Annotated in this window: 26 protein-coding genes; 5 read left to right on the forward strand and 21 right to left on the reverse strand. The window is 52.7% G+C overall.

Features of this window, described 5'->3' with window-relative positions; translation table 11 throughout:
* Positions 1-79 precede the first annotated feature (79 nt).
* From QEN58_RS12545 to QEN58_RS12570, 6 genes are all read right to left on the reverse strand, one after another.
* Positions 80-706 (reverse strand): LuxR C-terminal-related transcriptional regulator, encoded by a 627-nt coding sequence (locus QEN58_RS12545; protein WP_280103979.1) that lies wholly within the window; start codon positions 704-706, stop codon positions 80-82.
* Positions 706-2,136, reverse strand: a complete 1,431-nt coding sequence (locus tag QEN58_RS12550; RefSeq protein WP_280103980.1) for an HlyD family type I secretion periplasmic adaptor subunit — start codon at positions 2,134-2,136, stop codon at positions 706-708. The genes QEN58_RS12545 and QEN58_RS12550 overlap by 1 nt, the downstream gene beginning before the upstream one ends.
* The gene (locus tag QEN58_RS12555; RefSeq protein ID WP_280103981.1) at positions 2,136-4,307 is read right to left on the reverse strand and encodes a type I secretion system permease/ATPase; all 2,172 of its coding nucleotides are present in this window, start codon (positions 4,305-4,307) and stop codon (positions 2,136-2,138) included. Before QEN58_RS12555 ends, QEN58_RS12550 begins: the two co-directional genes overlap by 1 nt.
* A gap of 114 nt (positions 4,308-4,421) precedes the next feature.
* Positions 4,422-6,278 (reverse strand): TolC family outer membrane protein, encoded by a 1,857-nt coding sequence (locus QEN58_RS12560; RefSeq protein ID WP_280103982.1) that lies wholly within the window; start codon positions 6,276-6,278, stop codon positions 4,422-4,424.
* A gap of 243 nt (positions 6,279-6,521) precedes the next feature.
* On the reverse strand, positions 6,522-7,397 hold the full coding sequence (locus QEN58_RS12565) for a DMT family transporter (protein ID WP_280103983.1): 876 nt from the start codon (positions 7,395-7,397) through the stop codon (positions 6,522-6,524).
* Positions 7,394-7,663 (reverse strand): Rdx family protein, encoded by a 270-nt coding sequence (locus QEN58_RS12570; protein WP_280103984.1) that lies wholly within the window; start codon positions 7,661-7,663, stop codon positions 7,394-7,396. The genes QEN58_RS12565 and QEN58_RS12570 overlap by 4 nt, the downstream gene beginning before the upstream one ends.
* Positions 7,664-7,770: 107 nt before the next feature.
* Between QEN58_RS12570 and QEN58_RS12575 the strand changes: the two genes are divergently transcribed.
* The 4 genes from QEN58_RS12575 to ettA all read left to right on the forward strand — a co-directional run bounded on the left by QEN58_RS12575 (position 7,771) and on the right by ettA (position 12,005).
* Positions 7,771-9,084, forward strand: a complete 1,314-nt coding sequence (locus QEN58_RS12575) for an MFS transporter (RefSeq protein WP_280103985.1) — start codon at positions 7,771-7,773, stop codon at positions 9,082-9,084.
* 239 nt (positions 9,085-9,323) lie between these two features.
* Entirely contained in the window at positions 9,324-9,758 is a 435-nt protein-coding gene (locus QEN58_RS12580; protein WP_280103986.1) for a PAS domain S-box protein, read from the forward strand.
* Positions 9,759-9,946: 188 nt separating this feature from the next.
* Positions 9,947-10,174 carry a PA3496 family putative envelope integrity protein gene (locus QEN58_RS12585; RefSeq protein WP_280103987.1) on the forward strand — a complete coding sequence of 76 codons (228 nt, stop codon included), beginning with the start codon at positions 9,947-9,949 and terminating at the stop codon, positions 10,172-10,174.
* A gap of 169 nt (positions 10,175-10,343) precedes the next feature.
* Positions 10,344-12,005: an energy-dependent translational throttle protein EttA gene (gene ettA / locus QEN58_RS12590; protein WP_280103988.1), complete on the forward strand. Its 1,662-nt coding sequence runs from the start codon at positions 10,344-10,346 to the stop codon at positions 12,003-12,005.
* 212 nt (positions 12,006-12,217) lie between these two features.
* Here ettA and coq7 read toward each other — a convergent pair whose 3' ends face one another.
* The 6 genes from coq7 to phaR all read right to left on the reverse strand — a co-directional run bounded on the left by coq7 (position 12,218) and on the right by phaR (position 16,504).
* Positions 12,218-12,859 carry a 2-polyprenyl-3-methyl-6-methoxy-1,4-benzoquinone monooxygenase gene (gene coq7, locus QEN58_RS12595; protein WP_280103989.1) on the reverse strand — a complete coding sequence of 214 codons (642 nt, stop codon included), beginning with the start codon at positions 12,857-12,859 and terminating at the stop codon, positions 12,218-12,220.
* A gap of 39 nt (positions 12,860-12,898) precedes the next feature.
* Entirely contained in the window at positions 12,899-13,240 is a 342-nt protein-coding gene (locus tag QEN58_RS12600) for a histidine triad nucleotide-binding protein (protein WP_280103990.1), read from the reverse strand.
* A 44-nt stretch (positions 13,241-13,284) separates the two neighbouring features.
* A complete protein-coding gene (locus QEN58_RS12605) occupies positions 13,285-14,157 on the reverse strand; it encodes a phosphoribulokinase (protein WP_040480705.1) in 873 nt (290 codons plus the stop codon).
* Positions 14,157-14,597 carry an acyl-CoA thioesterase gene (locus QEN58_RS12610; protein WP_280103991.1) on the reverse strand — a complete coding sequence of 147 codons (441 nt, stop codon included), beginning with the start codon at positions 14,595-14,597 and terminating at the stop codon, positions 14,157-14,159. The genes QEN58_RS12605 and QEN58_RS12610 overlap by 1 nt, the downstream gene beginning before the upstream one ends.
* A 40-nt stretch (positions 14,598-14,637) precedes the next feature.
* Positions 14,638-15,924 carry a phosphoribosylamine--glycine ligase gene (gene purD / locus QEN58_RS12615; protein WP_280103992.1) on the reverse strand — a complete coding sequence of 429 codons (1,287 nt, stop codon included), beginning with the start codon at positions 15,922-15,924 and terminating at the stop codon, positions 14,638-14,640.
* Between the two features lie 67 nt (positions 15,925-15,991).
* Positions 15,992-16,504: a polyhydroxyalkanoate synthesis repressor PhaR gene (gene phaR / locus QEN58_RS12620; RefSeq protein WP_280103993.1), complete on the reverse strand. Its 513-nt coding sequence runs from the start codon at positions 16,502-16,504 to the stop codon at positions 15,992-15,994.
* A 136-nt stretch (positions 16,505-16,640) separates the two neighbouring features.
* Here phaR and QEN58_RS12625 point away from each other — a divergent pair, with 136 nt between their 5' ends.
* Positions 16,641-17,354: a 16S rRNA (uracil(1498)-N(3))-methyltransferase gene (locus QEN58_RS12625; protein ID WP_280103994.1), complete on the forward strand. Its 714-nt coding sequence runs from the start codon at positions 16,641-16,643 to the stop codon at positions 17,352-17,354.
* 29 nt (positions 17,355-17,383) lie between these two features.
* Here QEN58_RS12625 and rloA3 read toward each other — a convergent pair whose 3' ends face one another.
* The 9 genes from rloA3 to QEN58_RS12665 all read right to left on the reverse strand — a co-directional run bounded on the left by rloA3 (position 17,384) and on the right by QEN58_RS12665 (position 24,281).
* Positions 17,384-17,953 (reverse strand): retropepsin-like aspartic peptidase RloA3, encoded by a 570-nt coding sequence (gene rloA3 / locus QEN58_RS12630; RefSeq protein ID WP_280103995.1) that lies wholly within the window; start codon positions 17,951-17,953, stop codon positions 17,384-17,386.
* Positions 17,954-17,993: 40 nt separating this feature from the next.
* Complete coding sequence (locus QEN58_RS12635; RefSeq protein WP_280103996.1) at positions 17,994-19,262, reverse strand: lytic murein transglycosylase; 1,269 nt, start codon at positions 19,260-19,262, stop codon at positions 17,994-17,996.
* Positions 19,263-19,348: 86 nt separating this feature from the next.
* Positions 19,349-20,794, reverse strand: a complete 1,446-nt coding sequence (locus tag QEN58_RS12640; protein ID WP_280103997.1) for a DASH family cryptochrome — start codon at positions 20,792-20,794, stop codon at positions 19,349-19,351.
* Positions 20,778-21,011, reverse strand: a complete 234-nt coding sequence (locus tag QEN58_RS19515) for a DUF2256 domain-containing protein (RefSeq protein WP_425270285.1) — start codon at positions 21,009-21,011, stop codon at positions 20,778-20,780. Before QEN58_RS19515 ends, QEN58_RS12640 begins: the two co-directional genes overlap by 17 nt.
* A 185-nt stretch (positions 21,012-21,196) precedes the next feature.
* Complete coding sequence (gene mnhG / locus QEN58_RS12645; RefSeq protein WP_280103998.1) at positions 21,197-21,601, reverse strand: monovalent cation/H(+) antiporter subunit G; 405 nt, start codon at positions 21,599-21,601, stop codon at positions 21,197-21,199.
* The gene (locus QEN58_RS12650) at positions 21,594-21,863 is read right to left on the reverse strand and encodes an MrpF/PhaF family protein (RefSeq protein WP_280103999.1); all 270 of its coding nucleotides are present in this window, start codon (positions 21,861-21,863) and stop codon (positions 21,594-21,596) included. Before QEN58_RS12650 ends, mnhG begins: the two co-directional genes overlap by 8 nt.
* A complete protein-coding gene (locus QEN58_RS12655; RefSeq protein ID WP_280104000.1) occupies positions 21,863-22,336 on the reverse strand; it encodes a Na+/H+ antiporter subunit E in 474 nt (157 codons plus the stop codon). The genes QEN58_RS12650 and QEN58_RS12655 overlap by 1 nt, the downstream gene beginning before the upstream one ends.
* Complete coding sequence (locus tag QEN58_RS12660; protein WP_280104001.1) at positions 22,333-23,937, reverse strand: Na+/H+ antiporter subunit D; 1,605 nt, start codon at positions 23,935-23,937, stop codon at positions 22,333-22,335. Before QEN58_RS12660 ends, QEN58_RS12655 begins: the two co-directional genes overlap by 4 nt.
* Complete coding sequence (locus tag QEN58_RS12665; RefSeq protein ID WP_280104002.1) at positions 23,934-24,281, reverse strand: Na+/H+ antiporter subunit C; 348 nt, start codon at positions 24,279-24,281, stop codon at positions 23,934-23,936. The genes QEN58_RS12660 and QEN58_RS12665 overlap by 4 nt, the downstream gene beginning before the upstream one ends.
* Positions 24,282-24,295: the final 14 nt, after the last annotated feature.

A 24,295-nucleotide genomic window follows, 5' to 3' on the forward strand; every position in this document is an offset into this window, starting at 1 on the left:
AGGGCTTCTTACGCCCAAGTAAGGAAGGGAAAGCGCTCTTATCTGCTCGGTGTATTACAGTTAAGAGCGCCATAGCCCATTAGTAGCTAGCGAGTTCCCTTATTGAAGAGAGCTTGAGCATTAACTGCAGACGGTCACGTACCGCTAGCTTTTTGAAAATAGCACTTAAGTGAGCTTTTACCGTACGCTCGGTGATCTCTAGCTGGCGAGCGACCTCTTTATTGGTTGCCCCCCTTGCAACCGCCAGAGCAACGCCTCGCTCACGCTCGGTCAGCAAGTCCAGATAATCACTTCCGGCAGTTGATACCTCTTCCGTGCGACGAGACAAAGCCTTAAAGGTGCCGCCAATGACTTTCGCAAGCAACTCTTGACCAACCCACACTCCTTGATTGGTCACAACAAGAGCCACTTGCTTTAAAACATCGGCCGTCGCCAGCGTGTGCACATAGCCACGGCCGCCGAGGTCTAATGCTTTAAGCGCCTCTTTGTCGTTAGGGGCATAGCTAAGGATGACCACCGTGGCGCCCATCAAAGCTAGGTGCTGGGTCAACTGTTGCCAAGAGGCAACGGTGGTTGCCACCCAAACCAAATCACCAGATCGAGCATTTTTTTCAATCACGTTAGGCGTTGAGGGGCGAGCATCGGGGAAAGCCTTTTGCCAGCGTGCCTTGAGGCTACCATCCATTGTCACAAACCAATGATCCATTAACGTTCCCCCATCGAATCACGCCATGCCCGCAGAATGGGCTTGAGCAGAAACTGCATCACTGTTCGCTTGCCGGTTATAATATCTACCTGCGCGGTCATGCCTGGAATCACCTGCAGCGAATCCGCTACATTTTCCTCGGCAAGACTGCGAACTCGCACTAAGTAAAAGGTGTTGTCATCATCATCCGTGATGGTATCGGCGCTAATATGATCAAGTTCAGCTTTTAGCCCACCATAGATGGCGTAGTCGTAAGCTGTCAGCTTGATAGTGGCTGCCTGACCAGGGTGTAAAAACGCAATATCTTGTGGCGCGATCCGCGCTTCGATCAACAATTGGTCATCGCTTGGAACAATATCGACCACCTCTTGCCCAGGTTGAGCAACGCCACCGATGGTGCTGATATGAATTCGCTGAACCACACCATCTACCGGCGAACGAATTTCGGTCAATCTCACCCGATCCTGAAGACCGGTACCGGATTGTTGAAGCGCATTCAAATCACCCAGCGTTTCGGCAAGATCATTACGCCATTCGCTCCGGCGCTCTGCACCCAATTCCAGCAATTGCCCCTCGGACTCTTCTACTGCCGCTTCTAAACGGGAAACAGCTGCATCAGCTTGGTTACGCTCACCGGTCGCACGTGACAAATCTCGCTGCAGCCTCAGCACCTCAACTTCTGAAACAGCACCTGAATCCAACAATGGCCGCGTTAAATTAAGCTCCTGGCTGGACATATTGGCTTCACGCTGGGCGGTATCGCGCTTGGCAATAGCCTCTCTTAACTCCTCTCTACGCTGGCGTATACGATCATTTAAAACATTTTCCTGTTCACGCAGCTCTTCGCGGCGGCTCTCGTAAACCGCACGCTCTTGAATCACGATGGAAGGTACTTCTTGGCGCAGCTCTTCATCGGGCTCAAAAGGTGAGTCCGTGACCAGGGCACGTAAGCGTTCCGCTTTTGCCTGTAAGGCATAACGCTGTGCTCGGTTTTCGCGAAAGTCAGAAACAAAGCGGGTCGGATCAATTTGCATTAATACTTGCCCCGCTTCGACTACTTGACCTTCTCGGATCATGATCTGCTCAACGACACCGCCGTCAAAAGATTGTATTTGCTGCAAATGGCTAGCTGGAATAACGCGACCGCTACCCCGTGTCACTTCATCAATAGGCGCAAAACAAGCCCATGTGATGAGTGCCACAAAAGCCAAGCAAACACCGTAGAGAAACAGACGCGCTCGCATGGGGTCTTGTTGCAACCGAGCCCAGTCAGTGTCGCTCGCCCAGTCGCGGCTTAAATGCGCAGAGGTAACCCGCCGTGCAAATACGCGATCCATAAAGGGACGGAACGGTTTTTTGCCCTTTTCAGAGAATCGACCAATGGCCTCGAAGCCTTTTTGTTCGGCGGTCTCAACTTTTTTCTTAGCCATTAAGAAGCCCTCCCGATCTGACCTTTACGGAGCGCTTCTACCACCGTATCGCGGGGACCATCCGCGACGACCTTGCCAGCATCCATGACAATAATACGATCCACCAAGGAGAGCAGAGACGTTCGATGCGTCACTACGAGCACTGTTTTACCTTGCGCCACCTTACTGAGATTCGTTTTGAAGGCTTCCTCACTGGCGTTATCCATAGAGCTGGTTGGCTCATCCAATAGTAATATGGCGGGGTCATGCACCAATGCCCGTGCAATGGCCACAGACTGTTTTTGACCTCCCGACAAAGACTGTCCCCGCTCGCCCACTTGTAAATCAACGCCGCGGGGGTGGCTATTTACCAAGGATTGCAAACCTGCAATATCTAATGCTTTAAGCAATTCCTCATCATCAATACGCTCACTGCCACCACCCGCGACAATATTGTCGCGCAGCGATCCAGAGAACAGGCTGACGTCTTGGGGGACATAGCCAATATGGCGGCGCAGTTGAATTGGATCGATCTGACGGATATCAACGCCGTCAAGTAAAACGGCACCCGCGCTGGGTTGATAAAACCCCAGCATCAGTTTATTGAGTGAAGACTTGCCGCAGCCTATTCGGCCTAGCAATGCGACTTTTTCACCAGCCTTAATGGAAATTGAGACATCGCGCAACGCATCGCGCTCTTCATTGGGGTAGCGCAACGTCACTTTTTCCAGCTGAATGGCGCCAGCAACGCTGGGCTTTTCAACATAGACCTTGCCTTCGTGACGCTCGACGCGCTTATCCATCACTTGATTGAGCGAATCTAACGCTGTTGATGATTGGTGGTACTGCGCCAGCAGTGCTGCCGCCTGACTAATCGGCGCCATGGCTCGTGATGAGAGCATATAAGCGGCAATTAGCCCACCTTGGGAAAGGTTTCCTTCAATAATCTGGTAGACGCCGACAATAATGACGCAAACCGCCACACTGTGCTGCGCCCATTGCGCCACATTCGAGACGGAGGTGCTTACCAATCGCAGCTGGGCACTGGTGCGTGACAAGAAAGCCGTGGCCTTTTCCCAGTGGCGCTGAATGCGACTTTCAGCGCGCAACGCTTTGACATTTTCTAACTGCGAAACAGACTCGACGAGCAGGGCATTACGTTGAGCACCCACTTCCCATGTCGTCTGCGATAGCTCATGGAGCTTGCCCTGAGCGGCCAACGCATAAAGCAATACGAACAGGATTCCAGCGATAACAGGCAACACAAGCCATGGATTAATCAGCGCAATAATCGATGCAAATAACAACACAAAAGGCAGGTCTACAATACCTAGAATGGTAGCGGAGCCTATGAACGCTCGTATTGACTCAAAGGATTGCAGCGTGGAGGTGAACGACCCCGTTGAAACAGGCCTATCCTCTAAACGTAACCCTAACGTTTTAGCCATAATGGAAGAGGAAAGTTTTACATCTGCTCTGCTAGCGGCTAAATCGACAAAGCTACTGCGCATCAGACGCAGCGCCAAATCAAAACAGAGCACAATGAAAACACCGCCAGCGAGGACCCAGAGTGTTTCCGTCGCTTGATTGGGTACTACACGATCATAGACGTTCAATACAAATAGCGGCATCGCCAAGGCGAATAAATTAATGGCAACTGACCCAATAATAATATCGCGGTAAAGCTTTCTATTTTCCTGAATGACACTCCAAAACCAGTGCCCACCTCTCTTCTTCTTAGTTTCGGGGTTATTGTCTAATCGAAGACGAGGACGAACGTAAATAGCCTCACCCGAGTAGCTAGACGCCAGCTCGCTGAGGCCAACTTCAACTTCCGCTTCATTCAGTTCAGGAAATACAGCTTTAACGAGCCCTTTTTTAACATCAATGGCGTTGACAATGCATGCCCGCCCAGGCTCAAGGAGCACAACAACGGGAAACAGTTCTGGATTAAGGTTTATTAACCTACTCTTAACAATTTGTGCCGTCATGCCCGCGCGCGCAGCAGCTCGGGCAAAAACAGAGGGTGTCAGTTGACCATTTTCAAGTGGCAAACCAGCAGTTAACGATTCGGAAGAAACCTCATGTTGATGCATTCTAGCCACTGCTTGTAAGCAGAGAAGAAGCTCATCATGATCCAATGAAGAATCTTGCGACTCCTTACCAGACAGCGTTTGATCATGCTCTAACAATGTCCACCTCTTATAATAAAATAGCACATAGCATATTTTTCACTGCTATGTGCCACATACTATTATCCAAACAGCCTCATCACTCGTTCAGATTAAGAAACACAAATATGTCATTTAAGTGTTGACCTCATCAAACCGCTCTAAGGTAATTTCTACTCGCCGATTTTGTCCGCGACCCTCTACCGTGTCATTTGAAGCTATAGGCCGATTAGAACCATAACCCTCTGTTTGGATCAATGTCGGCTCAACGCCTTGGTCTGCAAAAAACCGAGCGACGCTGTCAGCTCGCTGTTGAGAAAGAGGACCATTAATTGCATCTGAACCTGTATTGTCTGCATGACCAGCTATGAAAACTCGCGCAATATCGTTACGCGCATTGATATCAGCAGCCAACCTAGCGAGCTCTTGACGCGTATCTGTCCCCAACTCAGCACTATTGATCGGAAATAGGGCATCTGCAGAAAGCGTTATATCCGGCGCCCGAGTGGGAGCGGGAGTAGATACGTCACGGCCGATAAAATCTTCCAGCGTAAACCCACCCGGGCCTTCCACTGGACATAGGATCTCTGGCGTAATGGCAACGCCGTCATTGCCCAACTCGGCTAACGTCGGCATATCATCACGCATAATCTCAAGTGACTGCATTAACTGACCAGTTGCTGCCAGCGTTCTTGCATCCGCCAGGGTAATGTCATATTGGGCATTTGCATAAGCGCGGCTGGCATCGAAATACTCGTTTTCACTATCCAACACATCTAAGAGAGTACGCTCACCAATATCAAACTGTTGCTGGTAGGCGCCTCTAACGCGATCAATAGATAAACGATGCTGATTTAAATAATTCAGCTGTTCGCGAAGTCGTTGAGCATCGTTATATGCAATTTGCGTAGTTTGACGCACATTTGTACAAGCCAATTCGCGCTGATCAACGGCTTCTTCAATACGATCACTGGCCGCTCGGAAAGCCGCTAGATCGCTACCACCATTGTATAGATTCATACTTGCCACTAGCTGAACACTGGTCTCATCACGGCGTCCAGCAATGGCATCATCTTGATTGTTGGTACCTGTTCTACCTTGAATTTCTAGGCGTGGCATAAACGCTGCGCGCGTTCCTTCTTTTTCAGCACGCTGCACATTGATGTTTTCGATGGCAGCATGAAAATCAGGATTGCCCTCAAAAGCCAAATTGACAGCTTCACTGACACTTGAAGGCAAATTCTCATCAAGTTCGGGAGCGGGCATCAGGTTTTGAGCCGGCAATTCACCAACGATACGCATGTAACGCGCGGTAACATCGTGCAAATTTGTCGCTTCGGTCATCAAGTTCGATTCAGCCAATGACAACCGGCCACTTATTTGCTCAAGATCTACCCCTCTTCCGGCGCCAGAAAGAGTGCGCTCTTCAATTTGTTGATAGACTTCCTGATGCTTGGCGTAATTCTCTTGAGCCAGCCTGACCAACTCACGATAACGTGCTACGTCCAGATACGCTTCTGATGCTTCCAGCGCTATATTTTCACTGGCACCAATCAACTCATAATAGCTAACTAGCTCAGCCCTATCTAGCCGCTCGACCTCGCTCCGGGTTGCAAAGCCATCGAACAGCATTTGAGTCAGCGTCAGCTCTGCGAAGTCAGTTTCATAGCTACCACGGCCATCGCCCTCTTGAGCTTCCCGACCGACGCCCGCGGATACATCGATGCTGGGCAAGTAGTTTCCACGCGCCACGCCAATATCATTTTTCGCAGCGCTGAGGCGCGACCATGCGGCTTCGACTTCAGGATTGGTAGAAATAGCCTTTTGAACAACGCTCTGCAGATCGTCATTACCAGGTGCGTAAAGGCTTTGTGGAAGCGTCTGAGCTATCGCACTCGTTAACGGTGCAAAAGCCAAGGTAACTGCCATTAGCGGCATTGAAATACGGCGAAGATTGGCTTTTTTCGTGCGCGTTACAACTACTTGCTTCATTTTGTGTTCCCTGTAGCGGATATCACTTCACTGGCGACCCAGCTAAGCGTTTAGCCTCCATGCTTTTTTTATACGGCTAACCACCCCAAGCCTAGCACCTAATTACAAAAGTGATGATTTAAAAAAACATCAAAATTCATTAAGCATATCTAGCCGATATGCTTATTGCCACCTCATGAATCACTAATCGTAACACAAAAACACAAAAGCACACTAAAAAGTCATAGCTAATTATAATTCTCCCTATTCATGCACTTTTTGTATCTGCTGCAGCCCCAATCCCAACAAAATGAGCACCAAGCCAACTAGGGTCGAAGGTAATATGGGCTCTCCCACCACCAAGAAAAGGAGCAATAGTGATACGGGCGGTGAGAGAAAAATCAGATTGGAGACTTTGGCCGTGCGCGACACTTTGTGCACGGCCAATTGCCACAGAATAAACGCCACCCCCATTTCAAACAGCCCCACATACACACCAGCACCAAAGGCTGGCCAGCCGTGCCATTGAAAACCGGGGCCGAGCAGTAACAACAGAGTCAATACAGGTAGACCTACGCTAAAATTTTGCCATTGGCCAACGAGGGGCTGTCGACTATCCCGCGCATTGAGCAGCCAATAAAGCGCCCATAAAAGCGTCGAAGCGAGAGCCAGTACGACCCCTAACGGGTCGGCGAAAGCAACATTAAAAACCGCGCCTCGTGTTGCTATCACCCATACGCCTGAGTAGGCGACCAGCCCAGCCACAATATCCATACGCGTCAAGCGCTGCCCGAGTAAAGGCACGGCTAAAAACGCCATCGCTAAGGCCCAGGTGTAATTCAGTGCCATCGCTTCTTGCCCTGGGAGGCGGTCATAGGCGGCGAAAAGCACCAAATAGTAGGCCACGGGGTTCATCATTCCTGCCCACGCGGCTGTTTTCCAACCAGTGCGTAACGCTGCGGTGATATTTCCCTGCTTGATGACCAGCGCTCCCATCAACGCCCAGGAAATAAGGGCTGCCAGCCACATCAACTCGAGAGGGCTCATCCAAGCGAGCGCCACTTTGAAGGCCGTGGCCACCGTCGACCATAATGCAACGGCCCCTAACCCAAACAGGATTGCTTGCCGATCCTGATTCATCGGTCGATATGCCCTAAATCTCGCCCCGGCTCTAACTGGTCGCGTACACACTGCTTGAGAAGCTTGATATCTGGAAAACCACCATCGCGCTTGCGCTCCCATAACAGCACATCATCACACCAGATCTCGAACGTGCCACCATGAGAAGGTGCTAACGATACCTCACTTAAAGCTTCGCCAAAGGTTGAGAGCAATTCCTGCGCGTACCAACCGCTTCGCAGCAGCCATTGGCATTGTGTGCAATAACGGATTTGAATACGTGACATCCCTGACCTCCAAGGCAAGTTAATATGGCATCCTAAGAAGATATTCTGTCATTTTGAGATGGCTTGAGATAGGTCGTTTGAGTTAGTTCGATTAAGAAGGAGTCCCGATGGCCGAAAACAACGTTTCACAAACTCGCCTATATGAATGGATTACGGGCGATGACGACAGCCGCATGTGTGACGATATACCTGAAAGCGCCTGCGACGAGCAACCACGCAATTTTTTCCTGCACGTATGGGCTTCTTTGGGCAATAAGTTAGCTGACGAGCTGTCGAGCGCACGTTTAGTTTTACCCTGGTTGATGGGCATTATTGGCGCTCCCGTCTGGATGGTTGGCTTACTGGTACCCATTCGAGAGTCAGGCGCCCTGCTGCCACAAATTTTCGTGGCCGGGTTTATCCGTCTAAAGCCTAAGCGAAAGTGGGTGTGGGTCGCCGGCGCGCTTGCCCAAGCATTCGCTGCCTTAGCACTTGCCGTACTGTCGTTATTCGCCAATGGCACCTTGGGCGGTGCGTTAGTGTTAGCAGCGCTAATTCTGCTCTCGTTGGCACGGGGTTTATCCTCAATTGCCACAAAAGATGTGCTGGGCAAAACCATTGCCAAGCGCCGTCGCGGTACGTTAATGGGCTGGAGCGGCAGCATTGCCGGTGCTGCCACGTTATTAGCAGGGGCTGTGCTAATGCTGTTCGAGAGTCGCCCCGGCCATTTAGTGGTAGCAATACTGCTGGCCATTGCGGCTAGCGGCTGGCTAATTAATGCAATTGCCGCCGCCCGTATTCAGGAAGCCCCCGGCGCTGTTGAAGGCGGCGAAAACGGCTGGGACAGTATTAAACTGGGCCTGTCGCTGCTAAGAGAGGACCGCTCTTTTTTACACTTCAACGTTGCTCGGGCACTGCTACTATCGAGTGCGCTTGCGCTTCCCTACATCGCGCTGCTGGGGCAGAACCAAAGCGGCACCGACTTAGGGGGGCTGGGCGTACTAATTGTGGTATCGGGGCTTGCCGCAATGATAGCAAGCCCGGTCTGGGGGAAACGCGCGGATCAGTCGAGCCGCGGGGTGATGCGTGACGCGGCCATAGGTACCGCTATTTGCTGTGTACTGGGCGCCAGCTTAGCTTGGATACCCGGCGGATGGACACACAGTATATGGCCCTATGCGGCGGTTTACTCACTACTTGTCATTGTTCACCACGGCGTACGCTTAGGACGTAAAACCTATCTCGTCGATATGGCCAGCCAAGATAATCGTGCGCTTTACGTTGCCCTCTCCAATACCTTAACCGGCGTATTAATGCTGATCGTAGGCGGTCTTATTGGTGCCTTTGCACAGTGGTTTGGCAGCGGCGCATTACTACTCATTCTGGCGGCTACCGCTGGCGGCGCTGTAATAAGCGCGCATCAACTGCCCGAGGTCGAGTGACGTCCTATTGGCAAACACTATGAAAATCAAGGTTGCTTTTGATAGGCCTGCCAACGTTAGGAGAGCGTTCAAGATTGCAATGCACGGCAACGCTCGCCATGATAGAGCCAGATAGCAGTGATGCCTTGGCGCATTTGCTATGCTGCCTATAATAAGTGATTGGACATTCCGCCGGTTCACAGGTGAAGAAACGGCTGTGGACCATGGAAAGGACTTGGAGCTGCAACAGGAACCCCTTGATGAAACGATCCCCTTTGATCAGCCCGGAGCTGCTTGAACGTATTGTTGACGCGTCGGAAGACGGCATAGTCGTTGCCGAGCAGGAGGGGGATGAAAATATCCTCATCTACGTCAACAAAGGCTTTGAGCGCTTGACGGGTTACAGTGCGGATGAAATTTTGTATCGCGACTGCCGCTTCTTGCAAAACGAAGACCGCGACCAGGATGCGCTAGCCGTTATTCGAGATGCGCTTAAAGACGGCCGCCCTTCCCGAGAAGTGCTGCGTAATTACCGCAAAGACGGCACCATGTTTTGGAATGAGCTGTCTATCACGCCGGTCTATGATGAAGCAGATAAGCTGATGTATTACATTGGCGTGCAAAAAGATGTGACGGAGCGTGTAGAGGCGCAGCTTGCACTTGCGGAGTTACAACAGCAGCGAGAAAACAGCTAATCATTAACTTTCTCACTAAAAAAAACTATAAAGCTTGAACTTCATCCCAACTGGCGTTATATAGCGGCAAGGCGCGTGAATTGCGCTAGGCGCTTCACTTTGCAGTTGTCATGTGCTTGATGAACTGCACATGTACTCGCGTGAAGCCGTTGTTACGCCGGCACGCCGGCTGGGTTGGAGGACATCACATGAGCCGTGATCCCCTAAGTCGTGAGACCCTAAGTCATGAAACCTTAGGCAACGAAACACTCGACTCGGACGAGTTCGAAAGCTTAGACGCCGTCAATGACGACCACTACGGCAAGAGCAAACCGAGCAAGACTGACAGTTTACGTGCACGGCGCCAAGTCGAAGCGTGGCTGGAAGAACGCCGTCTTCAGCGCGCCATTGAAGATGACTGGGACGAAGAAGAGTAATCCTTGAGCGGCTTGGCCTTCTCAGCAAATGAGTAGGCCTGGCTAGCCAAACCCTCAAGTAGCCTAGCCTTTCCTGGTGCAGACCACTATCATCACTCTCTAGCCAGCAATAAGAGCCAGTAGCCTAACTGCTGTCGCTTTCTTCTTTTCAACAACTTAACGGATCTCCATGGCGCAATACGTTTTCACCATGAACCGGGTTGGCAAAGTAGTGCCGCCCAAAAAGCAAATTCTCAAGGATATTTCGCTCTCGTTTTTCCCTGGCGCCAAAATCGGCGTCCTGGGCCTAAACGGTTCGGGTAAATCCACACTGCTGCGCATTATGGCCGGTGTCGATAAAGAGTTTGAAGGTGAAGCTCGTCCGATGCCTGGCATCAATGTTGGTTACCTTCCCCAGGAGCCGCAGCTAGACGACGAGAAAAACGTCCGCGACACCGTCGAAGAAGCGCTCGGGGCAATCAAAGACGCGCAGGAGAAGTTGGATGGCGTGTATGCGGCCTACGCAGAGCCCGACGCCGACTTTGACGCGCTGGCCAGCGAGCAGGCACGGCTTGAAAACATTATCGAAGCCGCGGATGCTCACAATCTGGAGCGTAAGCTTGACGTTGCTGCTGAAGCGCTGCGTCTGCCCCCCTGGGATGCCAAAGTGGGTAACCTCTCGGGCGGTGAACGCCGCCGCGTAGCACTATGCCGCTTACTGCTTTCCAGCCCGGACATGCTGCTGCTTGACGAGCCTACCAACCACCTTGACGCAGAGTCAGTGGCTTGGCTTGAGCGCTTCCTGCACGACTACAACGGTACAGTCGTGGCAATTACCCACGACCGCTACTTCCTGGATAACGTAGCGGGTTGGATTCTCGAGCTTGACCGTGGCCAGGGTATCCCGTTTGAGGGTAACTACTCCCAGTGGCTGGAGCAGAAAGATCAGCGTCTGAATCAAGAAGCCAAGCAGGAAGCCTCGCGTCAGAAAGCTATCAAGCAAGAGCTTGAGTGGGTGCGCAGTAACGCCAAAGGCCGCCAGGCAAAGAGCAAAGCGCGTCTTAACCGCTTTGAAGAGATGCAGTCAGGCGACTTCCAGAAACGTAATGAAACCAATGAGATTTACATTCCGCCTGGCCCGCGCCTTGGCGATAACGTCATTGAGTTTCGTGATGTGGCCAAGCGCTTTGATGACAAGCTGCTCTACCAGAATCTCTCCTTCACCATTCCCCAGGGTGCGATTGTTGGCATCGTCGGTGGTAACGGTGCGGGTAAATCGACGCTCTTCAAACTGATTACCGGTAAAGAGCAGCCGGACGAGGGCGAAGTTGTCGTCGGTGAAACGGTCGATATCGCTTACGTCGAGCAGCTGCGCGACGGCTTAGACGACAAGCAGAGCGTCTGGGAAGCCGTTTCGGATGGTCAGGATATCCTCAACATTAACGGCTACGAAGTCTCTTCTCGCGCCTATGTGGGTCGCTTTAACTTTAAGGGTAACGACCAGCAAAAACGTTTATCAGAGCTTTCCGGTGGTGAACGCGGTCGTTTGCAGCTTGCGCAAACGCTCAAGCAAGGCGCTAACGTTCTGCTGCTCGATGAGCCCTCCAACGACCTGGATATCGAAACCCTGCGGGCACTGGAAGACGCGCTTCTGGCCTTCCCAGGCTGCGCCATGGTGATCTCGCACGACCGTTGGTTCCTTGACCGTATCGCCACGCACATTATGGCCTTCGAGGGTGACTCTGAAGTTGTCTTATTTGAAGGCAACTATGCAGAGTACGAAGAGGATCATAAAAAGCGGATGGGCAACGACACACCGAAGCGCATGAAATATAAGCGCATTGATGCTTGATAATTAGCATCACGTTAACTGTTACTGTTAACAGCCAAAAGGCCCCGCTCTGCGGGGCCTTTTAGTTTGTGATTGCACTGACGCCAACGCAAAGCCACAACGCCTGCGGCCAGTAAAAACAACATAAGAACAGAATAAAAAACAGCAAAAATAAAATTGGCGGCTTCCCTTAAAGCATTTCCCTATGCACCATTATTCAGCATGATTATGCATCAAATATGATAGACGCTTTTGGCCATCACTTTAGAGGCCAGACGCATGCCCCATTTTACCGGCGCTGGAAAGCGAACGCCCCCCGCTTCCAAAGCAAGCTGAGCGTGGTGGGCTTCATCAATGGCCATTCGGCGCAGTATGGCGCGTGAGCGGTTGTCGCCGCTGGGTAGCGCCTGTTGGTGTGATTCAAGGTGCTTGCCTACCTGCTCTTCGGTCGCCGCTACCAACCCCAAACTAATGCGGTCACTGACCGCCCCCGTGGCCGCGCCAATGCCAAACGAGGCGACATAGAACAGAGGGTTTAAATAACTCGTTCGGCTCTGCAACTGCACCAGACGCTCATCACACCAGGCGAGATGATCGATCTCCTCCTGCGCAGACTGCTCCATCTGGTGACGCACATGAGGCAGCTTAGCGGTTACCCCCTGCCCCTGATACAGCGCTTGAGCACATACCTCACCGGTATGATTAATGCGCATTAAACCTGCCGCATGGCGACGCTCGTGATCGTCGAGCGCCGCCTCGGCCACACCTTCAGCAGGACTGGTACGCTGCGACGAGGCCGCATGGGGCATCAGCGTTCGTAAGACGGTATCGAACTGATGTATCAGGCGATCTGAACGACTCTGTTGACGATCCATGGCAACACTCCATTGACTGGCAATAGCAGCCTGCTGAGCTTAACCGGCAGGCCAGGTGAAGGCGCGTCCACCCATTAAATGCATATGAATGTGATAGACAGTTTGTCCGCCCATTTCGTTGCAGTTCATCACCACACGGTAGCCATCTTCAGCAAAGCCCTGCTCACGGGCAAGCTTGGCGGCGGTAAACTGAAGCCGCCCCACTGTGGCAAGGTCGGCTTCATCGATATCATTGAGCGTCGCGATATGCTTTTTAGGAATGATCAGCTGATGAGTCGGTGCCTGGGGGCCAATATCATTGAATGCCAATACATGGTCATCTTCGTAAACGATATCAGCGGGAATTTCACGGTTAATAATTTTGCAAAACAGACAATCCATACGGCTCTCCTTTATTTTGGCGTCACATGATTTGCTCGACACACTCAGCGAAAGCGCCGTTGCGATAACAAATGACGCACCAAGGGGGCGAGGATTAACTCCATCGCCAGCGACATCCGTGCGCCAGGCACGACCAGCGTGTGCGGGCGGGTCATAAACGAGTCTTTAATCATCGCCAGCAGCCAAGGGAAATCAACGGTAGAGGGATCCCGAAAGCGGATGACCACGAACGACTCAGCGTCGGTGGGAATATCCTGCACTTCAAAGGGGTTAGAGGTATCGACGGTCGGCACACGTTGAAAATTGATGTGAGTACGCGAAAACTGCGGCTGGATATAGCGCACGTAATCATCCATCCGACCCAGGATGGTGTCGATGACTGCTTCTTGTGAGTAGCCACGCAGCTTGGTGTCACGGTCGATCTTTTGAATCCACTCAAGATTCATGGTCGGCGCCACGCCTACCAACAGATCCACATGGCGGGCAATATCATACTCTTCAGTGACCAGCCCGCCGTGTAAGCCTTCATAAAACAACAGGTCGGTGCCACACGGCAGCGACTGCCACTCGGTAAAAGTACCTACCCGACAGCCCGCTTCAATTTTCTGCTTATCTTCAGCGTGGATATAGTGCCGAAAAGTGCCCGAACCGTGCTCACCATATTCGCTAAACAACCCTTCCAGGCGGTCCAGCAAGTTCGCCTCAACGGCAAAATGAGAAAGCTCATCTTTGCGTTCTGGCTCTTCCCGGAAGATGCGGTGCAGATCATCACGGGTATAGCGGTGAAAGGCATCACCATCGACCACCGCCGCATGCACATCTTCGCGCAGAAACATGCGCTCAAAGCTGCGCCGTACGGTGGTGGTACCCGCCCCTGAAGAGCCGGTTACCGCGATAATCGGATACTCCCGTGACATCAGCCACACCTCGCGTGGGAAAGCGCTTGTTTAACCTGGTTGGGAACCTCGACAGGACGCCCTGTAGCAAGATCGATCAGTAGCTGGTTGACCCGTGCGGTGGCGACTACCTGCTGAGACTCTGCCTGGTAAATACGCTGATAAATCGTCAACGCTTTGCCTTGCGGGTCTGGCACGGCGGTGGCAATCATTAACGCATCGGGCCAGCGTGCTTCACTTTGATACTGTACGGCGATATCAGCGACGACTGAAGGGTGCCCATGCATATCCCACTCGGGCAGATCCAAAGCAGCGAAAGCTTGAATACGCGCCTCGTGGAGCAACGACACCAGCGCATCATGCCCCAAGTGGCGGCCGTAGTTCATATCGGTCACCCGCACCGTCAAAGGGTGACGATGAATGACCGCTTCAGCGGGAAAGTCCAGCTTGACACGCTCCATGGCTGTTTCCTCGTCAGTATTTGCGTAACGGAAGGCTTACTTACTCCTCTCGGGCAATCGCTCTGAAGGCGATATCGCGGCGACACTCGACGCCGTCCCAGCGAATAGCATTAACACCCTGGTACGCTTGGTGCTGCGCCGCAGAGACGCTATCGCCCAATGCCGTTACACACAGCACACGGCCACCTGCCGTGGTGATCTCGCCCTGGGCATTTTGCGCCGTACCTGCGTGAAACACTTTGCAGCCCGTTTCCTCAGCCGCAGCTAAGCCGGTAATCACATCACCCTTACGGTAGCTACCAGGGTAGCCACCGGCCGCCAGTACCACACCCACCGCTGCACGGGTATCCCATTCGCAGCGCTTGCCGGCCAGGTTGCCTTCGGCACCCGCTAAGCAAAGCTCAGCGAAATCAGAGTTTAAGCGCAGCATAATCGGCTGGGTTTCAGGGTCACCAAAACGGCAGTTGTACTCGATAACCTTGGGGTTACCCGCCGCATCGATCATCAGGCCTGCATATAAGAACCCGGTGTAGGCATTGCCCTCTGCAGCCATTCCCCGCACAGTAGGCAGAATGACCTGTTCCATAATGCGTGCATCAACCTCGGGGGTAACCACCGGTGCTGGTGAATAGGCCCCCATACCGCCGGTATTGGGGCCGGTATCACCATCATAGGCGCGTTTGTGGTCCTGGCTTGTGGCCATGGGGACGACGTGCTCACCGTCCACCATGACAATGAAGCTAGCCTCTTCACCTTCCAGAAACTCTTCAATGACCACCCGAGCGCCTGCACCGCCGAAGGCATTGGCTTCCAGCATGTCACGAATAGCGGCCTCAGCTTCAGCTTCGCTAAGTGCCACAATCACGCCTTTACCCGCGGCTAGGCCATCCGCTTTAATCACAATCGGCGCGCCCATTTTGCTTAAATAGGCCAGTGCAGGGTCTACTTCCGTAAACGTTTGGTAGTCAGCCGAAGGAATATCATGGCGTGCCAGGAAGTCCTTGGTAAAAGATTTTGAGCCTTCCAACTGGGCGGCCGCTTGAGTAGGGCCAAAGATAGTTAAGCCAGCCGCTTGGAAACGATCAACAACGCCTTCTACCAAGGGCGCCTCCGGGCCCACCACGGTTAGGGCAATCTGCTCATCACGGGCGAAATCGACCAGACTGTCGATATCCGTTGCAGCAATCGCTACATTGGTCAGCTTTGCTTCTGTCGCGGTGCCCGCATTGCCGGGCGCGACAAACACCTGCTCAACCTGGTTAGATTGCGCCAATTTCCAAGCCAAGGCGTGTTCGCGACCACCGCCACCTATCATCAAAACCTTCATGTGCATCCTTCTCAAACGGGAGAGCGTATATCGGCGGCATTATGCCACAGCGCAGTACCAAGTGGGGTCAGGAGGAGGGTTTGTTATCATTGCTGGCGTCGGCGTCGCTGCTATCGTCCTCATGCGGCTCCGCATCACCCGACTCGTCGGCTTGACCAGGCTGGTTCAAGGTCTTTTGCCAAAAACGCATGTTCTCTTCGGTTAGCTCACGCATAAATTCCAACGGCGTGTTGCGCATTGCCTGCTTCCACTGGCTCTGCAGACGTTTCTGCTGCTCCAACATCAACTTCGTACCCTGCTCGAGATAACGCGACAGCGGCAGCGGCGAGGTCATATCGTAAACACGGATTAACTGCGCTAGCAGGTCGTTAGAAAAAACTTCCGCTTCGCTGTCAGCCTGTTCCTGCTCAATAATGATAGAGAGCAGAATGGTGCGCGTCAGGTCTTCTCCGCTTTTGGCATCTTCGACCTTAAACGGCTCTTCTTCGATGATTAAACGGCGCAGGTCCTCCAGCGTCACATAGCGACTCTGCTGAGTATCATAAAGCCTGCGATTTGCATATTTGCGAATTACGCGCACGGCGCATCTCCTTAAACGCGATAGGGACTTTTTATTCCCGGTACTGGTATTGTGCCTGCACCACGCGCCCATGCAAGCCACCTTAATAGTTTAGCAAGGCGTACCGTGCCTGCTTTGTGACCAATAGACCACCATTATGAATTTGATACTGCTTGATCCCAACGATCTCACCGACGATGGCCACGTCTGCATCACCGATCCACGCCGACTGGCACACCTGCTCAATGTCCATCGTTCAACACCCGGCGACCTGCTAACCGTGGGTGTTCAAGGCGGCTCAATGGGGAAAGCGATGCTAAAAGAACTCACCGCCGAGCGCGCGTATTTCCAATTGGAAACTCTCGACGAGCCACCGCCACCACCGCTACCCGCGCATTTGGTATTGGCCCTACCCCGCCCCCGCATGTTGGCGCGGACGTTAGAGCACGTGACCGCACTTGGCGTCAAAGAGATCACCCTGCTGCATACTAAACGGGTTGAGAAGAGCTACTGGCAGTCTCCTGAGCTACGCCCGGATAAAATTCACCAGCACTTGGTACTCGGCTTAGAGCAATCCCGCGACACCCAGCTACCCTCGGTAACCTTAAGTAAGGGCTTTCGTCCTTTTTTGGAACAGCAGTTACCTGGCTTACTCAGCAAACGCCGCGGACTGGTAGCCCATCCCGGTATGCCAAATGCCTGCCCAAGAGGCATCAATGACCCAACCTTGCTACTGGTAGGCCCAGAGGGCGGCTTTATCGCTTGGGAGGTAGAGCAACTAATGTTGGCTGGCTGCGAGGGAATGCATCTTGGCCCGCGCATTTTACGCGTTGAAACAGCCGTGACCGCTCTTCTGTCACGGCTGTTTTAAGCATCATTGTTGAGCTGAGTCTATATAGATCAGGACTTATGCTCGTTTGGATCGTGGGGAACAAAGGTGGCGTTTTCCCCACATCCCGGCTCTTGCAAAAAGGTTTCACGCACATCCAGCAAGCCAAGGTGGCCAATGGTACGGCGGCCAAGCAACAGCGGATAGTTCATCTCTTCACGGTCGCGCAGGCTAAACTGCTCTTCGTAAATGGTATCACCCATACAAACTTCCAGCAGCACCACAGGACGCTCATCGCGGCCCCCCGCACCGCGAACAGCCAATTCGCGATAGAGCGGCCGCTCAATTTGATCGCTGAACACTTCGCCACTTTCCTGATCTTCCAGCCTCAACCGAAAGCGAACCCACTCCTCATCATCCTGCTCGAATATCTCAATATCGCGGGCGTCCAGCGAGGAGGTTAATGCTCCACTATCAAGCTTGGCTTTTACCTCGATATCCCAGGGTTGCAGGGTGGCTTTTTCAACCCAACCGAATACCTGGTCATCATTCGCCATTGCCGTGGAAGCATACAGCCCAGCACCTAAAAACGCGGCACCTAACACCAAACCGCTAAAAAACATTTTACCCATCAACTGCATAACATCATCCTTGGAAAATAAAACACCCTTGAAATATTACTTACTGCGAACGCTGACGCAGTAGTTCAAGCAACTGCTGGGTGGCAAAGCCATCCGGTATTAACCCTTGATCACGCTGAAAGTTCCGCAAACCTTGCCGCGTATTGGGACCCATGACGCCGTCCGCACCGCCGACAGAATAGCCTACACGGTTTAACGTGAGCTGAAGTTCTTGCACATCATCACGGGTAAGGGGTGCTTGATCTCGCGGCCAGCTTTGCTGAATCCCGTCACGTCCAGCAATCGCATCCCCTAGCGTCGCGACGGCCAGTGCATAACTGGTGGCATTGTTATAGCGCAAGATCGCACGGAAATTAGCGCCTACCAAAAAGGCTGGGCCTTCCGCGCCAGCGGGTATCACGATGGCGCCGCTATCAAAGTTCGGCAGTTCGCCCTGCAGCGCCTGCACGCCTTGGTTGCGCCACTCTGCACTGCTGCGTCGCTCGGTCTGGGCGTAATCAAACCCTTCGGGCAAGCGTACCTCGACACCCCAAGGTTGGCCGGTTTGCCAACCAGCACGGTCAAGATAGTTGGCCGTTGATGCCATTACGTCAGGAATACTACTCCAGATATCGCGGCGTCCATCACCATCACCATCCACCGCGTAAGCTTCAAAGCTACTGGGAATAAACTGGGTATGGCCCATGGCTCCAGCCCAGGAGCCTTTCATCTGCTCAGCGGCGATATCACCTTGGTCAATGATTCGTAACGCCGCGAGCAGTTCTCCCCGGGCAAAATCACGACGCCGTCCATCGTAAGCCAGCGTGGCAAGGGACTCTAAGGTCGAAAAATCACCAAAATTACTGCCGTAGTTACTCTCGATGCCCCAAATGGCGACAATAATTTCGGCTGGCACCCCATAACGCTGCTGCATTTGCTGCGCGGTATCGCGGTGGTCAGCCAGTTTTTCCCGGCCGTTATTAATACGCGTAGATGAAACCGCGGTATCCAGATATTCCCAAATAGGTCGAACGAACTCGGGCTGGTACCCATCGAGCTCAATCACACGCTCACGATAACGAACGCCATCCAGCGCATTACTTAGTGTTGCTTCGCTGATCCCTTGGCCAGCAGCATACTGACGAAAGTCTTGAAGCCACTGCTGAAAATTAGCGTAACTAACCTCTGTGGCAGCCTGACTATCCACTTCTGACATCAGTTGAGAGTTAGCAAGTGCAACGCTTGCTGCAAAAGGCGTAGTTATTGCGGCAATTAATGAGGCACACAACAAGGGGCGGCAACGCCGCCCAATAGAACAGTTACGAGACATTATTTCGATCCTTGGGCAGTCCTTGGCATAACGAGGATGATGGCCTAGAAAAGAGGTAGATACTAGGGTCTGGCAGAAGGTGATGATTACTTTATAACGCTCGCCACACCAGGCCGCTCGGCTAAACTGCTTGCCTCACAGCAGGGAATCAACCAACGCTCCCACTGCTCGGGCACAACGCAGGGAGCTTCAAACGCCAAGGGGTCTGCACGCCACGGCTGATGACGCGCTAAACCATAGGGAAGCTTTTCAAGCGACTTCAGCCAATGCGCAACATATAGGCCCTGGGGATCGTAAAGTCCTGCCTGCTTTAGCACGTTAAAGTAGCGATCTTGGCGTGGATCGCGCCCAACACCGGCAATATAACGCCAGTTTCCCCAGTTACTGGCCACGTCATAATCAATCAGGCAGTGCTCAAACCACAGCGCCCCCAAACGCCAATCTACCTTCAAGTCTTTAACCAAAAAACTGGCCACGTTTTGCCGGGCACGATTGGAGAGCCAGCCAGTGTGGAGAAGTTCCCGCATTGCTGCATCCACAAACGGTAGTCCCGTGTTGCCATTACGCCAGGCATCGAAAGCGGCACATGGCTTGTCAGTCTGACGGGGGCCAAACATTTCCTCTCTTTCCAACTGGGCGGCGCGGATAAAATACTCTCGCCAGAGTAGCTCGAAGGTAATCCAGTAGCTCGATTCATTACTGCCGTTTTCCGCTTCCCACGCCTTAACCGCGTCATTGACTTGGCGAGCAGACAAACATCCACGCGCCAGCCAGGGTGAAACACGTGTTGAAAAATTAGCCCCCAATAGCCCGTTGCGGGTTTTTTTATACGTTTCACCGCCCTGTTGGCGCCACAAGTAATCCTTCAAGCGCTCATGCGCCGCTGACTCTCCACCTTGATATGCGTACCCTTGGCGGGCATCGGGCTGCCAATTAGCGCTCTGCTCGCAGACCGCTTTTAATGGTGGAAACCCCCTAGGCGCCTCCGGCCAAGGGGGCAATGTTACTGGGGCGCTACGACTGTCTGGAACAATACATTCGTCCTCCACGCTGCGCCTAAAAACAGAAAAGCTCGCAGGCAGCGCTTCGCGTTCAAAAGGCAGCGCCTTTCGATCAATCAGTCGTCCACTCTCGATGCAATCAAATTCAGTGTGGCTTGGCAGCCCTTGCTTAACCGCCTGAATATGTGCATTTTCCTCCACTCCTGCATGGTCAGCAACGCGCACCTGCCGAGCGTTAAGCGTTGACGCCAGTTCAATCACCACATCGCTGGGCTTCCCAATTCGCACCAGCAAGTCACTGCCGCGCCGCAGAAGCTCGCCACGTAACTCCATTAAGCTTTGCCATAAAAAGCGCAAGCGCGCAGGCCCAATACGCGGCGTAGATTCGCCATCAAATAACGGCGAAAACCACTGTTCATCTACGACGTACAGACACAGCAAGTAACAAGGAGAGGAGGTAAAGTGCAAAAGAGGATTATCAGCAATGCGCAGGTCGTCTTGCAGCCAGACAATATCAATCGTGCTGTTCATGCTCGTGCCTCCTTGAGGTGCTTTGATGCCCTGTGCTAATTGATAAGCGCTTTGGTTGCCTGGCACTACGACGGCACCGCTCGCTGCAGTAGCGCACCTCATCCCAACAGCGCGCCCATTTTTTCCGCCAAGTAAACGGTCGCTGGCATTGAATACAATATTTTTGCGGCAGGTGTTGTTTGCGTCGCATGGTCACGCTCGATCGAACTTTACGCATGGCATAATGTAAAACATAAACACATTATCTTATACAGTATAACTATTGTACATTATTTAATTGTACACACTTTGTTCCAGTTGAATTAATGAGACCTGTTTTAAACATGCCCCTCCTGCCTAGACGCAAAAAAGCCACCCAAGGGTGGCTTAATAATGGTTCTCAAAAGGTTGGGCACTGCTGGACTAGTCTGGATCAGTCTCGCGGGGGTGGCGTTTGGCGTTTTCCTGGGTTTCCAGGCCGCTTTTAAGTTCATGGGTTAAAGGATCATAGTTAGGGCGTAACTCGTCCTTCACGGTACCGCTCCACAGCTTCGAGCCCACAAAGTAACCAGCACGGCCAATTACGTGGGCCGCCACGGGGGCGGTCATCAGGATAAACACGATGATGGCAAATGAGCGGGCTACGATACCCACTTCCGCAAAGTGCATGGCGGCTGCCAGCATAATTAAGATAACGCCTAATGCCGCAGCCTTGGTAGTGGCATGCATACGCGTTAATAAATCGGGCAACCGTAGCAGCCCAACGGAGGCAAGGAGCATAAACAGCGCGCCGCCGATAATTAATGCGCCCTTTATGAAATCAATCATCCCGCGGGCCTCCCCTTTCTAAAAAGCGCGCAAACGCAATAGCTGTCAAGAACCCCATTAGAGCAATCACAATGGCAGCGTCTAGAAAACTAGCGACGTTCGACTTAATCGCATAAACCCCAACCAGCCCCACTATGGTGGTGGAAAAAAGCTCTAACGCCACGACGCGGTCGGGCAGACTTGGGCCACGCACTACGCGAACAAAGGTGAGGATCAGCGCCACGCTCATTATCACTTGGCTGATAAGAATAACGGTATCCATTAGCGAAACAGCTCCAAAGCCCGGCGCTCCATCTCTTTTAAATTGCGCCGCAGCTCTTCCTCGTTGTCTAAAAACATCGCATGGATATACAGCACCTTACGATCATCCGACACATCCAGGCTCAGCGTACCGGGTGTCAGTGAAATGAGATTGGCCACCATGGTAATTTCCATTTCGGTGCGTGCAGAAAGCGGCATCGCAATGACCCCAGGTGTCATATGCCAAGGTGGGGTCACAATATCAAAGGCGACACGCAAGTTGGCTTGAACCAGTTCTTTTAGAAAAAAACCGATAAAGCCGATAAAACGCGGTATACGCGCCGGATAACCTTTTAGGGAGTCAAGCTGAGGCTCAATGAGTATCAGCGTGATGTAGCCAAATATTAGCCCGATAAGGAGGTTTAAGCCGCTAAAATCACCGCTTAACAGTACCCAAGCAAGGCCTAACAGCAGGTTCCAAATGGCTCCGGTCATCGTGCTGTCTCCCCGGCGTCCGCCTCAGGTTGATCTTCTGCCGCCTCCGTTGGCTGCAGCAACACGTCGTCCGCACTGGCTGAAGCACCCAGTACGGCTTCGATATACCCCGAGGGTTCGAAGAGTTGATCACCAATCCCCATCATCACCCACATGATAGGCTCTGCCAGCACACCAATGAGCAGTGAAAATAGCGCCAACACCATGACGGGCAAATACATCATCCATAGGCTAGGTTTTAATAGCCGACCGTCGTCGCCAGTGGGCGTGGCGGTCTCAGGCACGTGATTATCTTCGGGTAACGATTTCCAAAACACTTCATTCCAAATTTTCACCATGGAATAGAGCGTCATTAATCCCACCGCCAGTGCAATACCGGTCACCACATAGGCTTCAACTTCCAGGCCCGCACGCACAATCACGAATTTGGCAAAAAAGCCCGACAGCGGCGGTACGCCCGCTAGCGAGAAGGCCGAGAGAAAAAACGCCACGGAAAGCCAGGGGTGTTCGCGGTATAAACCGCCCATTTTTTTAAGCTGATAGGTACCCTGTAAACGGTGGGTAATACCACTGATCAAGAACAGATTGGTTTTCACGACCATGTTATGCACGATGGCAAACACGCCACCGGCGATCGCCAAAGGGGTATAAAGTGCTAAGCCTAAGATCATGTAGCCTATCTGGCTAACGATATGAAACGATAAGATTCGTCTAAATTCGTGCTGGGCAGCAGCGCCGAGCACACCCGTGACCATGGTGAATGCAGCGCCCCAGAGCATAATGTCCTGGAGATAGCCCATGGTTTGATCGAACATCAGCGTGAAGACACGGAACATCGCATACACACCTACCTTGGTGAGCAGCCCGGCAAACAGCGCAGAAACGGCAACCGGTGGGGTGTGATACGAGGCTGGCAGCCAGAAGAACAGCGGAAAGGCGGCAGCTTTGATCCCAAAGGCCACCATATACATGACCGCCAGCACTTCCACCATGCCGGTGTGCTCTGCTTCATCCATGCGCAGCGCAATGTCGGCCATGTTGAGTGTACCCACCATGCCATAGAGTAGACCCACCGCGGTCAGAAAGATGACCGATGCCAACAGATTCAAGGTGACGTATTTAATCGCCCCCTCCATCTGCGCGCGCTCGCCACCCAGAATCAGCAGCGCAAAGGAGGCCACCAACATTACCTCGAACCACACATAGAGGTTAAAGATATCGCCGGTCAAAAAGGCCCCCATCACCCCGGCGAGCAGTATGTGCATCAACGGGTAGTAGCCAAATTTTTCGTGACCGCGGCCAGTGGTGGCCAGCGAGTAAATACCCATCGCCAAGCCGATAATCGCGGTCATCAACACCATCACCGCACTTAACAGGTCCGCAATTAAGGTAATCCCGAAGGGCGCTGGCCAGCTACCCATTTGCATGGTGACATAGCCGTCCGACAGGGTGGATACAAACAGCCACAGGCTAACAACCAGCAACGCGGCATTGCCTGCCACTGCCAAGAAGCGCTGCATGGGACGCGAGCGCCAAAACAACAAGGATACGGCCCCTGTCAGCAGGGGTAAGAGGACGGGAAGAGCAACTTCAGGCCTCACGTATCAGTATCCTTCATCTTATCGAGATCATCAGCCTTAACGACTTCGTAGGCGCGCCGGATCAATACCACGGCAAAGGCAAGTACCCCGAAAGCAATCACAATCGCGGTCAACACAACCGCTTGTGGTAAGGGGTCGGCCACACCACTAGGCGGCAGCATCATGCCTTCTGCAATCAGTGGCGGCACACCGCGGGTCATGCCTGCGGTGGTAAAAATCAGTAAATTGGCGGCGTTAGAGAGCAGCATCAAGCCAATCACCAATTTGACGATAGAACGACGCAGCATCATAAAAATAGCCGCCGCATAGAGTAGACCAATCGCCAGCGCCATTAGTGGTTCCATGCGGTGCCTCCTAG

The organism is Halomonas alkaliantarctica (genome assembly GCF_029854215.1).
Classification (GTDB): Bacteria; Pseudomonadota; Gammaproteobacteria; order Pseudomonadales; family Halomonadaceae; genus Vreelandella; species Vreelandella alkaliantarctica_A.